At 71.2% G+C, this 15,022-nt stretch carries 12 protein-coding genes; 7 read left to right on the top strand and 5 right to left on the bottom strand.

Going from position 1 to position 15,022, the window contains the following annotated elements; all coding sequences use genetic code 11:
- Window positions 1–30: 30 nt before the first annotated feature.
- Window positions 31–2,385: a glycoside hydrolase family 9 protein gene (locus H0524_RS19270; protein ID WP_309225161.1), complete on the bottom strand. Its 2,355-nt coding sequence runs from the start codon at window positions 2,383–2,385 to the stop codon at window positions 31–33.
- 166 nt (window positions 2,386–2,551) lie between these two features.
- On the opposite strand from H0524_RS19270, the gene H0524_RS19265 reads away from it, so the two are divergent.
- The 7 genes from H0524_RS19265 (at window position 2,552) to H0524_RS19235 (ending at window position 10,953) form a co-directional block, all read left to right on the top strand.
- Window positions 2,552–3,559 carry a LacI family DNA-binding transcriptional regulator gene (locus H0524_RS19265; RefSeq protein ID WP_180199900.1) on the top strand — a complete coding sequence of 336 codons (1,008 nt, stop codon included), beginning with the start codon at window positions 2,552–2,554 and terminating at the stop codon, window positions 3,557–3,559.
- 75 nt (window positions 3,560–3,634) lie between these two features.
- On the top strand, window positions 3,635–5,311 hold the full coding sequence (locus tag H0524_RS19260; protein WP_180199899.1) for an ABC transporter substrate-binding protein: 1,677 nt from the start codon (window positions 3,635–3,637) through the stop codon (window positions 5,309–5,311).
- Between the two features lie 75 nt (window positions 5,312–5,386).
- Window positions 5,387–6,457, top strand: a complete 1,071-nt coding sequence (locus tag H0524_RS25655) for an ABC transporter ATP-binding protein (RefSeq protein WP_180199898.1) — start codon at window positions 5,387–5,389, stop codon at window positions 6,455–6,457.
- Complete coding sequence (locus H0524_RS19250; RefSeq protein WP_018217412.1) at window positions 6,454–7,434, top strand: ABC transporter permease; 981 nt, start codon at window positions 6,454–6,456, stop codon at window positions 7,432–7,434. The genes H0524_RS25655 and H0524_RS19250 overlap by 4 nt, the downstream gene beginning before the upstream one ends.
- A gap of 4 nt (window positions 7,435–7,438) precedes the next feature.
- On the top strand, window positions 7,439–8,500 hold the full coding sequence (locus H0524_RS19245) for an ABC transporter permease (RefSeq protein ID WP_018726648.1): 1,062 nt from the start codon (window positions 7,439–7,441) through the stop codon (window positions 8,498–8,500).
- A complete protein-coding gene (locus tag H0524_RS19240; RefSeq protein ID WP_180199897.1) occupies window positions 8,493–9,509 on the top strand; it encodes an ABC transporter ATP-binding protein in 1,017 nt (338 codons plus the stop codon). The genes H0524_RS19245 and H0524_RS19240 overlap by 8 nt, the downstream gene beginning before the upstream one ends.
- Before the next feature lie 10 nt (window positions 9,510–9,519).
- The gene (locus H0524_RS19235) at window positions 9,520–10,953 is read left to right on the top strand and encodes a GH1 family beta-glucosidase (RefSeq protein ID WP_255436068.1); all 1,434 of its coding nucleotides are present in this window, start codon (window positions 9,520–9,522) and stop codon (window positions 10,951–10,953) included.
- A gap of 46 nt (window positions 10,954–10,999) precedes the next feature.
- Here the strand turns inward: H0524_RS19235 and H0524_RS19230 are convergent, their stop codons facing one another.
- The 4 genes from H0524_RS19230 to H0524_RS19215 are packed head-to-tail and all read right to left on the bottom strand — an operon-like array spanning window position 11,000 to window position 15,022.
- Window positions 11,000–12,037 carry an ABC transporter ATP-binding protein gene (locus H0524_RS19230; RefSeq protein ID WP_180199896.1) on the bottom strand — a complete coding sequence of 346 codons (1,038 nt, stop codon included), beginning with the start codon at window positions 12,035–12,037 and terminating at the stop codon, window positions 11,000–11,002.
- Entirely contained in the window at window positions 12,034–12,897 is an 864-nt protein-coding gene (locus H0524_RS19225; protein WP_180200018.1) for an ABC transporter permease, read from the bottom strand. Before H0524_RS19225 ends, H0524_RS19230 begins: the two co-directional genes overlap by 4 nt.
- Window positions 12,898–12,956: 59 nt before the next feature.
- Complete coding sequence (locus H0524_RS19220) at window positions 12,957–13,814, bottom strand: ABC transporter permease (RefSeq protein ID WP_180199895.1); 858 nt, start codon at window positions 13,812–13,814, stop codon at window positions 12,957–12,959.
- Entirely contained in the window at window positions 13,811–15,022 is a 1,212-nt protein-coding gene (locus H0524_RS19215) for an ABC transporter substrate-binding protein (protein WP_180200017.1), read from the bottom strand. The genes H0524_RS19220 and H0524_RS19215 overlap by 4 nt, the downstream gene beginning before the upstream one ends.

The following is a 15,022-nucleotide window of genomic DNA, read 5'->3' as shown; positions in this document are numbered from 1 at the left end:
GGTTGTCAGGCCGGGGCGGTCCACGATTACCTAACGCAGTCGACCGCGGGCGTCGCCGTTGTCCTGGTCGGCGACGAAAGCGACGAGCCAGGCCAGCGGCGCGTTCCAGTTGATGGTCAGCTCGTTGGTCGACCACGATTCGATGTCGTCGAGGTAGCAGAACTGCGGCGGGCACCCCTGCAGTTTCTGCTGGGCGACCGGGTCCTGGATGCTTGAGTTGGGACCTCCGGACAGGGTGCCCCGGGGCGGGTTGGGCAGGTCGGTGTTGAGTTGGTGGGCGTACCAGCGGCTGTGCTGGTTCTCCGAGGCCACCTCGCCGTACCCGGTCACGTAGGACTGGTTGAGAGCGTTGCGCCCGAAGATGTAGTCCATGGTTTCCAGGACGCCGTCGCGGTAGCGGTCGGTGCCGGTGATATCGAACGCCACCGCCATCACGATGGCGTTGTTCAGGATCAGGTTGTTGGATCCCCAGTCGTACGTGTTGTCCGTGGGCGCGTACGGGATGCCGTACGGGTGCGCCTCCAGCGTGGCGAGATACTTGTCGGCGCCGGTGATGACCGACTGCCGGACTCGTTCCCGGTCGGGCAGGCCGTTGGGCAGGGTTGCCAACTGGAGTCGGCCGAGCTGGGCCGTGTTGCCCCAGTCGAAGCCCCGGTCCCGCCAGACGTCCGCGGTGTGCAGCGGGGAGTCGAGCAGGAAGTCCCGGTACTCGCGGGCGCCGGTGGTGATGAACAGCTCGGCGGCGGCCCAGTAGAACTCGTCGGTGACGTTGTCATCGCTGTACGCGCCACCGCCGTTGCCGTCGTTCGGGTCGGCGTACATCTCGGGGTGGGACTGCGCTGCCGCCCACGCCGCCTTCGCGGCTTTGAGGTTCCGCAGGGCGAACCGCCAGTCGTAGGGCAGGTAGACCCGGGCGGCCTGGGCGGCGGTGGCCGCCAGGTTGAGCGTCGCCGCGGTGGAGACCGGGTGCAGCTCGCGGAGCTTCGGGTCGAGGTGGGGCAGGAGCGGGAGACCGGTCCAGGAGTCGTCGTGGATCTTGTGGTGGGCCATGCCGGCGTAGGGCTGCCCCGCCGGTACCTGCATCTTGAGCAGGAACTCCTGTTCCCAACGGGCCTCGTCGAGAATGTCCGGCACCCGGTTGCCGCTCTCCGGCAGGTCGAGGGTGCCGTCGCGCAGCTTCCAGAATTCGCCGGTCGGGGCCAGGAGGGAGCGCTCGTACTCGCTCATCAGTTGGTGTACGGAGATGCCGCCGTTGACGACGTACTTGCCGTGGTCGCCCGCGTCGTACCAGCCGCCGGAGACGTCCAGTGTGTAGTCGCAGACGCCGGGCTGGCAGGGGACCGACATGTCTCCCTGGTTGGGGGCGGCACCGACGTGCCCGGCCGGTCGGCCGTAGCCGGGGCGCAGGTCCTCGCGGATCTCCACGCCGCTGCGTTGGGTGTAGTAGAACCTGAGCGCGTCGAGCCGGAGCTGCTCGTAGAAGTCGGTGCCGAGGTCGAACGGCCGGCTGGTTTCCCCGTCGGCGGTGAGGGTGTAGCCGGTGCCCTTCTTCTGGTAGTCGCCGAAGTCGATGCTGTGTACGTGTTGCCCGGACGACTCATCCAGTCCCCGAGGTTGGGTGGTGCCGCTGGCGACGACGGCCCCGGCGTCGTTTCGCAGCTGCCAGGGCAGCGTTTCGGTCGCCTCGGTGACGACGGTGGCGTTCTTCGGCCCCTTGGGCAGGTAGCCGACCTGGTTCACGCGTACCCGTGGGCCGGTGTCCGGCTCGTACTCGTCCGGCTCGGCGTCCCCGAGGAGGCTGATGTCGTCCAGGCAGATTCGCCACGGCTCGGCACTGCCGCCGATCTGGAACGCGACCTGGGCGTTCGGCAGGTCGACCGGGGAGGTGAAGGTGTAGCGGTAGCTGTCGCCGGAGACGGTCAGCGCCGGGTTGGCGGCGAGGTACTGGGTGTACGGCGGGACCGGGAGTTGGATCAGCGCCTTGCCGACCTTGCCCGGGGTGGCGCTGCCGAAGAACTGGAACTCGTACGTCACGCCGGTCTGGAGGGAGATGTTGTCCTGGCCGATGATGGCGTCCCACGGGTTGATCGTGCCACCGGGCACATCGGTGCAGAGCCGGCCGTCGCTGGAGTCGAGGGTGAGGTTGGCCGTGGACCACCAGGGCGCGTGGCCGTCGTCGAAGGTGCCGTTGATGATCTGCTCTACGGCGTCGGCCTGCGCGCTGCCGCCGGTGAACCCGCTGACGGCGAGCGCGAGGACGATGCCGGCGGCGAGCGGTGCGGCGCGTCGCCTCCGGTCGGCCGGTGGATTGGGGGCCATGCGGCTCCTCTCGATCCTGGTGGTGGTGGTGCCGGGTGGGGTGTCGGCGGCGTGGGAGCGCTCCACGAACTCAGGTGTGCCGATGAAACCACGCCCGGGGCGGCGCTGAGAAGAGATGGCGAGGAAACTTCTTCCGTTACCTTCTTGTTATTGACGTGACGCATTTCACGGGGGTTGACTGCCCGAAACCGATTCCGGAACCGGTTTCGGGCTCATTCAGCGCTTGACAAGGATGCGGTCAGTGCCAATCACCATCGCGGATGTTGCGCTCCGGGCGGGTGTCAGCAAGACCACCGTCTCCCGGGTCATCAACGGCAAGGGGGAGCTCGACGAGGCCACGGCGGCGCGGGTCCGGGCTGTCATCGACGAGCTCGGTTACGTCCCCAGTGCCCGCGCTGTCAACCTCGCCCGTGGCTCCACCCGGGTCGTCGGGATGCTCGTCCCCTCGCTCACCTGGCCCTGGGTGGGCCAGGTACTCCAGGGCGCCGTGGATGCGGTGGAGAGCCAGGGGTACGGGCTGCTGCTGTCCACCTGCAACCGGGGCGTGGAGTCGATGCGGCAGTTCGCCACCCACGTGTCGGCGAAGTCCTTCGACGGGCTGTTGGTCATCGAGCCCGAGGGAACCCTCGACTACATCGCCGAGCTGCACGACCAGGGGTTGCCGGTGGTGCTGATCGACGACCGGGGGCACGAGCCAAGGTTCCCCTCGGTCGGCACCACGAACCGGGCGGGGGCGAGGGCCGCCGCCGAGCACCTGGTCGGGCTCGGCCGGCGACGGCCCCTGGTCATCGCCGGGCCGTACCGCTTCGGCTGTGTCCAGGAGCGCCTGGGCGGCTTCACCGACGGCTACGCCGCCGCCGGTGCGCGGCTGGACCCGGCGCTCCTCTTCGAGGGCGCCTTCACGTACGAGTGCGGGCAGGCGTTGGCCGGCCGCGCAGTCGCCGAGGGGCTCGACTTCGACGCCGTCTTCGCGCACAACGACGTGATGGCGGCCGGGGCGTTGCGGGTGCTCCGGGAGAGCGGCCGGCGGGTTCCGGCCGACGTGGCCGTGGTCGGTTTCGACGACCTGCCGCTGGCGGCGCAGACCGAGCCGCCACTGACCGCGGTGCGCCAACCCGTTCGCGAGATGGGTGCGGTTGCCGCGCGCGCGTTGCTGAACCACTTCAACGGGATACCGCTGCCAACGGCGCCGGTGGTCATCCCCACCACCCTCACCGTTCGTCAATCCACCGTCGCCTGATGTCGCACCAACGGTCCTGGTTCATTCCCCGGCACCATTCCCCCCGGCCCCACGGTCGGAGAAATGCAGGGAGTCATGATCGACAGACGTCGTTTCCTTGCCGTCGCGCTCGCCGGCACCGTCGCCACCACCGCGCTCGTCGGCTGTGGCGAGACCGCGAACACCCGCGCCCAGGACGAAGGCGTGACGGTGCTCAACATCGGCATGCCGAGTGGCCCGCAGACCGAGAATCACAACCCGTTCCTTGAGTCCTCCTCGGCGGCGGCTCTCGGCTACCGGTGGACGCTCTACGAGCCGCTCGCCATGACCAATCTAGCCCGTCCCGCCGAGCCCGCCCGGCCGTGGCTGGCCACGAAGTGGGAGTGGTCGTCCGACTACCGCACCCTCACCCTGACCGTCCGGGAGAACGCCACCTGGTCGGACGGGCAGCAGCTGAACGCCGACGATGTCGCGTTCACGCTTGACATGATCAAAAACAATGAGGCGTTGAACCTCAACGCCCTGCCGTTCTCCTCGATCACCACCAGCGGTAACCAGGTGACCGTCACCTTCGGCGCGTCGCAGTTCGTCAACCAGACCAAGGTCCTCGGTTCGATCCCGATCGTGCCGAAGCACATCTGGTCCGCGGTCGAGGACCCGGCCACCGACCTCAACGCCGAGCCGGTCGGCAGCGGCCCCTACACCTTGAAGTCCTTCACCCCGCAGACCACCACCCTCACCCTGCGCGGCGGCGGCTACTGGCAGGATCTGCCGAAGGTCAAGGAGTTGCGCTACACCTCGTACAACGACAACAACGCGCAGACGACCGCCCTGGCCAACGGTGAGTCGGAGTGGAGCTTCGTCTTCATCCCCAACTACCAGACGGTCTTCGTCGCCAAGAACCCGGAACACAACAAGGTGTGGGCGGCGCCGGCGCTGGGCGTGCACGGCCTGTGGATCAACACCACCCGTAAACCGTTCGACAACCCGGCCCTGCGCCGGGCGATGAACATGGTGATCAACCGCAATGACATCTTCGTGCAGGCATCGGCCGGGTGGTTCCAGCCCGAGGTGACCTCGGTGACCGGCATCCCCACCCCGGCCGGTGAACCGTTCATCGCCCCCGAGTACAAGGGCCGCACGTACCAGGTCGACGTGGCCGGCGCGAAGAAGGTGCTGACCGACGCCGGCTTCCGGTTCGACGGCGACACGCTGCGCGACCCGTCCGGTGAGCCGGTCACCATCAAGCTCAGCGACCCGGCCGGCTGGTCCGACTACATCACCAGCCTGGAGATCGTGAAGGACAACCTGTCCACGATCGGTATCGCCGCCACCGTCGACAAGGCCAACACCGAGGCGTGGCAGAAGTCCGTCGAGGAGGGCACCTTCGAGGGCACCTTCCGCTGGACGGACTCGGGTGCCACCCCCTACGACCTCTATCGGACGATCATGGATGGTGCGCTGCTCAAGCCGATCGGAACCGCCTCCCAGCAGGGCAACTTCGGCCGGTTCGACAGCCCGGAGGCGACGCGGGCGCTGCGGGACTACGCCGAGGCCACCGACGACGCCAGCCGGACCGCGGCCCTGAACACCCTCCAGAAGATCATGGTCGAGCAGGCGCCGATGCTGCCCGCCGGAGCCGGCAATGTCGGCGGCGCGTACGTCACCAGGAACTGGACCGGCTGGCCGAATGACGCCGACCCCTACGCGTCCGCGCAGCCGACCCAACCCAGCGCCCTGGACGTGCTGCTGCGTCTCACCCCCACCTCCTGAGCGCGGACCGGGTGCGGGACCTCGTCCTGGTGGGCCCCGCACCCGCGTCCGGCCCGCCCCGGCGAAGGAGCCCAGATGACCGAGACCGAACCCCGCTCCGACGTGGTGCTCACCGCCGAGGCGGTGACCCGGCACTTCCCCGTCCGCCGGGGGCTGGCGCAACTCCTGCGCCGGCAGCGGCCCGTCGTGCACGCCGTTGATGACGTGACCGTGACCCTGCGCCGTGGCCGGGTGACGGCGCTCGTCGGAGAGTCCGGCTCCGGGAAGTCCACCGTCGCGCGCCTGTTGGCCCAACTGCAACCGCCCACCAGCGGCCGAATCCTGCTGCACGGCCAGCCTGTCGCCGTCCGCGGTGGCCGACCGTTCCGGGCGTACGTCCGGCGGGTGCAGATGATCTTTCAGGACCCGTTCGCCTCCTTGAACCCGGTACACACCGTGCGCTACCACCTGACCCGCGCGCTGCGGATCCACGGCACCGCCGGTCGCGGCCCGGCCGAGCGTGCAGACGCCCTGCACCGGCTGCTGGAACGGGTCGCCCTCACGCCACCGCAGCGCTACCTGGACGCCTTCCCGCACGAACTGTCCGGCGGTCAGCGGCAGCGGGTGGCCATCGCCCGCGCGCTCGGCGCCGACCCGGAGGTGCTCCTCGCCGACGAGCCGGTGTCCATGCTCGACGTCTCCATCCGACTGGGCGTGCTCAACCTCCTGCGCGAGCTGACCGAACGGCTACACCTGGCGGTTCTCTACATCACCCACGACATCGCCTCAGCGCGCTACTTCGCTGACGAGACGCTGGTGATGTACGCGGGTAGGTCGGTGGAGGGCGGCGACAGCGAGACCGTCACGCAGCGACCCGCGCACCCGTACACCCGGCTGCTCGTCGGCTCGGCACCCGACCCGGACCGGATCACCGGTGCCGCGCCGCCGGCCGTGCCCGACCGCGGTGACGGGGAACCGCCCAGCCTGATCCGGCCCCCGGCCGGGTGCCGGTTCCACCCACGCTGCCCGGCGGCGATGCCCCGCTGCGCCACCGACCTGCCGCCCCGCCTCGACGTGGGGGACAAGCCGGGCCACTGGGCGGCCTGCTGGCTCTACGACCGGCACACCGCCGCGTCGTTCGCCGGCGCGGGGAAGGGGGACGGGTGAGGTTCCTGCTGCAGCGGCTCGCCTTCTACCTCTTCACCGTCTGGGCCGCCATCACCATCAACTTCTTCCTGCCCCGGCTCATCCCCGGTGACCCGGTCCGCTCCCTGATCGCCCGCTATCAGGGGCAACTGAGCGCCGACGCCATCGACTCGCTGTACGTGCTGTTCGGGCTCGACCAGGAGCGGAGCCTCTGGGGGCAGTACGTTGACTACTGGGCGCAGTTGCTCCGCGGTGACCTCGGACTCTCCTTCACCTTCTTCCCGACCCCGGTCTCCGACGTGATCGGGAACGCGCTGCCCTGGACCGTCGCGCTGGTCGGCATCACCACGTTGGTCAGCTTCGCCCTCGGCACCGGGCTGGGCGTCCTGGCCGGCTGGCGGCGTGGCTCCTGGCTGGACGGGCTGCTGCCGGTCACCACGTTCCTTTCCTCGATCCCGTACTTCTGGCTCGGGCTCGTCGCGATCGCCCTGCTCACCGGCCCCGGCAGCTTCTTCCCGTCCTCGGGCGGCTACGAACCCGGCCTGGTACCCGCCTTCGACACCATCTTCCTCGGCAGCGCGCTACAGCACAGCCTGCTGCCGGCGGCCACCATCCTGGTCTCCTCAATGAGCGGCTGGGTGCTCAGCATGCGCAACATGATGGTCACCGTCGCCGCCGAGGACTACATCACCGTCGCCCACGCCAAGGGCCTCGGTGAACGCCGGGTCGCCCTGCACTACGCCGCGCGCAACGCGCTGCTACCCAACATCTCCGGCTTCGCGCTGTCCCTCGGCTTCATCGTCGGCGGCACCCTGCTGGTGGAGATCGTCTTCTCCTACCCCGGCCTGGGCTTCCAGCTCTTCCAGGCGGTCGGCGCCAAGGACTACCCCCTCCTGCAGGGCATATTCCTGATCATCACAGTCTCGGTGCTGGTGGCGAACCTGCTCGCCGACCTGGCGTACCTCGCACTCGACCCGCGTACCCGCAAGGAGGGCTGAGGAGATGGCTGTCCCTGCCGGCACCGTTGACGCCGCCACCCCGGCCGGCCCCGCGACGGTCGGCCCCGGAGTGCGCCACCGCCCCGGGCGGCGACTCCCGCTGCTGCGCAACCGCAAGGCCATGACGGGGCTGATCACCCTCGGGTTCTTCGCCGTCGTCGCGGTCATCGGTCCCTGGCTGGCCCCGTACGACCCCGGCCGCCGCAGCGCCGACCTGTTGCAACCGCCCTCCGGCCAGCACTGGTTCGGCACGACACACCTCGGGCAGGACATCTTCAGCCAGGTTCTGGTCGGCACCCGGGGGGTACTGCTGGTCGGCTTCACCGCCGGCATCGTGGCCACGCTGCTCGCGGTCGTCGTGGGCGTTACCGCCGGCCACCTCGGCGGTGTCGCTGACGAGAGCCTCTCGGTGCTGTCCAACGTGTTCCTGGTGATCCCGGCGCTACCTCTGATCATCATCGTCTCCGCCGCCATTCCCGAGTCCGGTGACCTGACCATCGCGTTGCTCATCGGGCTCACATCCTGGGCCTGGGGAGCCCGGGTGCTGCGCGCGCAGACCCTGTCGCTGCGTCGCCGGGACTTCGTCGAGGCCGCCCGCGCCACCGGCGAGTCGACCTGGCGCATCATCGCCTTCGAGGTCCTGCCGAACCTGACCGCGGTGATCTCCTCGGGCTTCATCGGCACCGTGATCTTCGCGGTGATGTCCCAGATCACCCTGGCCTTCATCGGCATCTCGTCCATCTCCCCGTGGAACTGGGGCACCATCCTCTACTGGGCCCAGAGCCAACAGGCCCTCGCGCAGGGCGCCTGGTGGTGGTTCGTACCCGCGGGCCTGGCCATCGCGCTGCTCGGCACCGCCCTCGCGTTGGTCAACTTCGGCATCGACGAACTGGTCAGCCCTCGGCTTCGTACCTCAGGCAGCGGACCGATCCGGACTCCCGACGGCCGCACCGTCCGGATGCGGACCGGCTTCACCCCGGTCCTCGCGCCAGCGCAGCCACTGAACCGTCAACCACGTCGGCAGCGGCGCCGGCCGACCACGGCGAGGAGGTCGTCCCGTGAGTAGCCCGGTGCTGGAGATCCGCAACCTCTGCGTTGACTACGGCGTGGGTGCGACGGCGGTCCGCGCGGTCCGCGACGTGGACCTGACCCTGCACCGGGGCCAGGTGCTCGGTCTCGCGGGCGAGAGTGGCAGCGGCAAGTCCACCCTGGCCTACGGGCTGACCCGGCTGCTACCCCCGCCCGGCGTGGTGACCGGCGGGCAGGTGATCTACCACCCGCCGGCCGGTGTCCCGGTGGATGTGCTGGCCATGACGCCCGCGCAACTGCGCCGATTCCGCTGGGCCGAGACGGCCGTGGTGTTCCAGGGCGCCATGAACTCGCTCAATCCCGTGCACCGGATCTCCACCCAGCTGCTGGACGTGCTCAAGGCACACCGGCCGACCAGCACCGCCGTCGGGCGGCGCGAGCGGGCCCGAGAGGTCCTGCGGCTGGTCGGTATCCCAGCGGACCGGCTGGACGCCTACCCACACCAGCTCTCCGGCGGCATGCGGCAACGGGTCATGATCGCGATGGCACTGTTGCTCGAACCGCAGCTGGTCATCATGGACGAACCCACCACCGCACTGGACGTGGTCATGCAGCGGCAGATCCTCGGCGAGCTCGCGCAGCTGCGTCAGCGGCTCGAATTCGCCGTCCTGTTCATCACCCACGACCTGTCGTTACTGGTCGAATTCTCCGACCACATCGCCATCATGTACGGCGGTCGCGTCGTCGAGCAGGCCGCGAGTGATCGGCTCTACCAGCAGGCCCTGCACCCGTACACCGAGGGCCTGCTGCAGTCATTCCCCGCCCTGCGAGGGCCGCGACGTACCCTCACCGGCATTCCTGGATCCCCGCCCGACCTCCGGGCGATGCCCACTGGCTGCGCTTTCCACCCTCGCTGCCCGTACGCCCTCGACGTGTGCCGCAGCCGGCTGCCACCCCTGGGGCGCCCCGCCGACAGCCACGCCGGCCGCACCGTCGCCTGCTGGCTGCACCCCACCGCCGAGCCCGCCACCGGAACCCGACCGTGACAGGAGCAGCATGGACACCACCCCACCTCCTACCCCCACCGCGCGCCGTGCCTCGCTGACCGTGGACCAGGACGACCCGATCTGGGCGCTGCCGGCCACGTTCCGGTGGGGCGTGGCGACGTCGGCCTACCAGATCGAGGGCGCGGCGAGCGAGGACGGCCGTACCCCCTCCATCTGGGACACGTTCTGCCGCGTCCCGGGCGCGGTGCGGGACGCCGACCACGGAGACGTCGCCTGCGACCACTACCACCGGATGCCGGAGGACGTCGCCCTCATCGCGGACCTCGGCCTGGACACCTACCGCTTCTCGGTGGCCTGGCCGCGGGTCCAGCCGGGCGGGCGCGGCCCGGTCAACCACGCCGGCCTGGCCTTCTACGACCGGCTCGTGGACGAACTGCTCAGTCGCGGTGTCGAACCGTGGATCACGCTCTACCACTGGGACCTGCCGCAGGAGCTGGAGGATGCCGGCGGCTGGCCGGGCCGGGACACCGCGTACCGGTTCGCCGACTACGCGATGCTCGTCCACGACGCGCTCGGTGACCGCGTACCCACCTGGACGACGCTCAATGAGCCGCTCTGCGCGGCGATGCTCGGCTACCACGTCGGCGTGCACGCCCCGGGCCGGCGCGACCTGGGTGACGCTGTCGCCGCAGTCCATCATCTGTTGCTCGGTCACGGCCTCGCCACCGAGCGGCTGCGGGCCGCCTCCGCCCCCGGCACCCAGCTTGGCATCACCCTGAACCTGGGGCCGGGGCAGCCGGCCACCGCCAGTGCGGTGGACCGCAACGCGGCCCGCCTCGCGGACGGCCTCGGCAACCGTCTCTACCTCGACCCCGTGCTGCGTGGCAGCTACCCCGACGACGTGGTCGCCGACCTCGCCCGGGTCGGCGTCCAGATCCCGGTGCGACCGGGCGATCTGGAGACCATTTCCGCGCCGATCGACGTGCTCGGCGTCAACTACTACTTCGCCCACCGGATCAGCGGCACCGACGAGCAGGGCCGCACCGAGGAGGCGGACGGCCTACCCGTTCGGCGCTCCCTGCCGACCGGCCGGCCGACGACCGCGATGGGGTGGGAGATCCAACCCGAGGGCCTGACGGACCTGCTGGTCCGCCTCGGCCATGACTATCCCGGCATTCCCATGGTCATTACCGAGAACGGTGCCGCCTTCGACGACGAGCCGGACGCCGACGGGTTCGTCGCCGACGACGACCGCGTCGCCTTCGTCGCCGAGCACCTGCGGGCGGTAGCCCGGGCCCGGCAACGTGGGGCCGACGTCCGCGGCTACCTGGCCTGGTCCCTGCTGGACAACTTCGAGTGGGCCGAGGGGTACGCGAAGCGGTTCGGCCTGGTCCGGGTGGACTACGAGACCCAACGGCGGGTGCCCAAGCGCTCGGCCCTCTTCTACCGCGACGTCGCCCAGCGGGTACGACAGGCGGGGTAGGCGACGGGCACCCGGGCCCGGACCACGAACCGTTCCCCTGATCTGGCTACGGGGTGACCACGCCGAGATGGGCCGGTGGCAGCCAGAGGAGGGTGTCGTCGCCGGGGCGCAGCGGTGCCGCCGGCCCGGTGGTGAGCTGCAGGGTGATACCACCGCTGGTGGCCTGGATGTCGAGGTGGGTGCCGCGGTCGGTGACGGCGGTGATGGTCGCCGGCACCACGTTGTCGCCCGGATGGTCGCCGACCACGATGGCGGCCGGGCGGATGAGGAGTAGGGCCGCTCCTCGGTGGTCGGTGTCGAGGCGGAGTCGGCCGAGGGGGCAGTCGAAGTGGCCGGCGGAAGCGGTGCCGGGGATGGCGTTGCCGGCGCCGCCCAGGAACCGGGCGACGGCCAGGGTCGCGGGCCGGCGAAACAGGTCGGCGGGTGGGGCGTGCTGCGCGACCCGGCCGTCGAGGAGCACGGTGACCGTGTCGGCCACGTCGGTGGCCTCGTCGCGGTCGTGGGTGACGAAGAGGGTGGTGCTGCCCTCCCGCCGGTGCAGCTCGGTGAGGAGCACCCGCATGTCGCCGCGTAGCTGCGGGTCGAGCGCGCTGAACGGCTCGTCGAGCAGCAGGACACCGGGGCGGGCGGCCAGGGCGCGGGCGAGGGCGACGCGCTGCTGCTGGCCGCCGGAGAGTTCGCCGCTGCGCCGCTTGCCGTAGCCCGGTAGCGCGACGGCGTCGAGTAGCTCGGCTACCCGCCGCCGGATGGCAGCGCGGTTGGTGCCGCGCATGCGCAGGCCGAAGGCGACGTTCTCGGCCACGGTGAGGTGCGGGAAGAGCAGGGGGCGTTGGAAGACGACGCCGAGGTCGCGCCGGTGCGGGGGCTGGTGCAGCACACTGTGGCCGGCGAGCCGGACGTCGCCGCCGGTGGGGGTACTCAGCCCGGCGACGATCGACAGGAGGGTGGACTTGCCGCTGCCGGAGGGCCCGAGGACGGCGGTACGGGTGCCCGCCGGCACCTCCAGGGTGACCCGGCGCAGCGTCGGCGTGGTGGCACCCGGGTAGGTGTGGTCCAGGTCGGCGATGGTGATGTCGGCGGTCATCGGCCGGCTCCGAGCAGGGCGGTGTCGCGGCCGGCGAGTTGTCGGGCGGCGAGGGCGGTCAGCAGCAGGGGCGGGGCGACGGCGACCAGCGCGATGGCCGCGGTGGCGGCCTGGTTGCCGCTGCCGGCGGCGGTGGCGAAGAGCAGCAGCGGCACGGTGGTGACGACGCCGCCATCGATGAGCAGGGTCAACAAGTAGTCGCTCCAGGAGATGAGGAAGGCGAACATGGCGGCGACGATCAGGCCGCCGCGCAGCTGGGGGAGGCTGACCTCGCGGAACGCCCGCCACGCCCCGGCGCCGAGGGTGCGGGCCTGCCGTTCCAGAGCGGGGTCGACCCCGGCCCACATCCCGGACATCAGCAGCGTGGCGTACGCGGTGGCCGCCGGTAGCTGGGCCAGGACCACGCCGGTGAGCGAGTCGGCGAGCCCGGCGCGCAGGTAGACGATCTGCGCGCCCATGGCGACGGCGAACGGGGGCACCAGCACCGGGGCGAGCAGGACCAGCTCGATCAGCCGCCTCCCCGGCAGCCGGTGCCAGGCCAGCGCCCGTCCGGCGGCGGCCCCGAGCACGGTGGCGAGGGCGGCGACGGCGGCGCCGATGCCGATGGAGGTGGCGACGGCCTCGGCGAGGCGGGACTGCGGGCCGAGGGCCTGCTCCCAGCCGGCCAGCGACCAGCGGTTCGGCCACAGGTCGGGGTAGAACCACTGGTCGGTGAAGGCCTGCACGGCCAGCGGCAGCAGCGGCCCCGCCACCCAGAGTCCGGTGAGGATCAGGACCGTGGGGCGGGCCAGCCCCACGCCGAGCGGCCGCCGGGGCCGCCGCGTTCCGGTCGCCGGCCGCGCTCCCCGCGCTGGCCGCATTTCCTGCACCGGCCCCGCTTCCTGCACCGGCCGAGATCCCGTCGCCAGCCGCGTTCCGGTCATCGCCGTGCTCCCGTCACCCGGCCGACGGCCCGCCGGCTCGCCCCGGTGTACGCGAGCGCCGCCGCGACGGCGATGACCGCGATCAGCAGGGCGATGGCGACCCCCTCGGCCCGGCCGGAGAGCTCGGCGGCGGTGAACCGCTGATAGGCCAGGACCGGTAGCGGCTGCGGGTAGGCGCTACCGAGCAGGGCGGGCACCTCGTACGCGCCGAGGGTGAAGGCGAAGATCAGCACCGCCACGGCCAGGATCGACGGGGCGAGCAGGGGCAGGGTCACGTGCCGCAGCACCTGCCGGGGGCGGGCACCGAGGGTGGCGGCGACCCGTTCGTGCTCGGCGACCGGCCCGCCGAGCGCGGCGAGGACGACGATCAGCACGAACGGCGCCTCCTTCCACACGTACTCGGCGATCACGGCGACCGCGTGCGGGTCGGCGACCAGGGCGGGCAGCGCGACGCCGACCGTACGGGCGACGCGGGCCAGCAGGCCGGAGTCGGCCAGCAGCAGCCCGATCGCGACCGCGCCGATCAGGTGCGGCACCGGCAGCCCGAGCTGGGCCAGGAAGGTGGCCGCGCGTTGACCCGGGGCGGTACGGCGTAGGGCCAGGGCGGCGGCGACCCCGATGGCGACGGCGAGCCCGGTGGCGACGGTGGAGATCCAGAGGCTCAGCAGCAGCCCGTCGGTGAACGCCGGACCGTCGGTCACCCGCTGGTAGGCCGCCAGGCCGACCGGTGTGTCGGTGAACCCGGCCAGGCCGAGGCTCTGCGCGAACCCGTAGCCGAGGCCGCCGCCGAAGAGCAGCACCACGGTGGCCAGCGCCGGCAGGATCAGCAGGAGGCCGGTGCGGCGGTGGTTCACTGTTGCAGCACCTCGCGCCGCCAGCCCTCCTCCAACGGCGGCAGCCACTCCGCCCGCAGCTCCGGTTGACTGTTGCGGGACAACTGGTCGTAGCTCGGCACCTGGGCCGAGGTGGGCAGGGCGGCGAAGCGGTCCCGCCACTCGACGTCGAGCGTGTCGAGGTCCACGGCCGGATACTGGCCCCACCCGTCGGGGCGGGCCTTCTCGTACTGCAGCTCGGGGGAGAGCATCAGGTCGGCCAGGGCGAGGGCGGCGGAGCGGTTGGCGGCGTTGGCCGGTACGGCGAGGTAGTTGGTGTTGCCGATGGTGCCCTCGTCCAGCAGCAGGGTACGGGTGGTGGCCGGGAACTGTCCCCGTTCGACCAGGCTGGTCACCTGCGCCGGCCCGTACGTCATGGTGAAGTCGACCTGCCCGTTGGCGTACAGGTCGTTGAGCTCCTTCTCGTTGGCCGGGTACGTCGCACCCGCGCGCCACAGGGCGGGCCGCAGCTCGCGCAGGGTCCGCCACAGTGGCGGGGTGAGCCGGTCGTAGGCGGCCTGGTCGAAGTCGTCCGGGATCAGGTCGACCCCGCCGGCCTGGGCGTAGAGGGCGTGCCGGACGAAGACCGAGCCGGTGAAGTCCGGCGGGGCCGGGTAGGTGAACCGGCCCGGGTGGGCGCGGATCCAGTCCAGTAGCCCGGCGAGGCTGGTCGGCGGGTCGCTGACCCGGGCGGAGTCGTAGCTGAACGCGAACTGGGCGCGGCTCCACGGCACCTCGCACCCCTCGACCGGGGTGCCGAAGTCGTTGGCGACGGTCGGCTCGGACCAGTCGACGTAGCGCATGTTCGGCAGCAGTTCGACCAGCCCGCACTGCCACAGCCCGGCCTGCTTGCCGGTGCGGAAGTTCTCCCCGTTGATCCACACCAGATCCACCGACCCGCCCGAGCCGCGGCCGGCCTGCTTCTCGCCGAGGACCTTGTTGACCGCCAGGGCGGTGTCGGTGATCGGTACCCGGTTGATCCGGACGTCGAGACGTTCGCGGGCGGCCGGGGCGACGACCTCGTCGAGGTAGCGGTTGGCGCCGTCGTCGCCGCCGTACATGAAGAGGTTGACCGTCTGCCCGCGGGCCTCCCGCAGCACCTGCGCGAAGTCGCGGGGGGCGGGGTCGGCGTCGCCGGTGCCGGCGGTGCAGCCGGCGGCGAGCAGGCCGGCCGCGGTCAGCGCCGCCAC

Source organism: Salinispora sp. H7-4 (assembly GCF_013416675.1).
Classification (GTDB): domain Bacteria; phylum Actinomycetota; class Actinomycetes; order Mycobacteriales; family Micromonosporaceae; genus Micromonospora; species Micromonospora vitiensis.
Note: the sequence above shows the minus strand (reverse complement) of the source record. Positions and strands in the feature narration are given on the sequence as shown.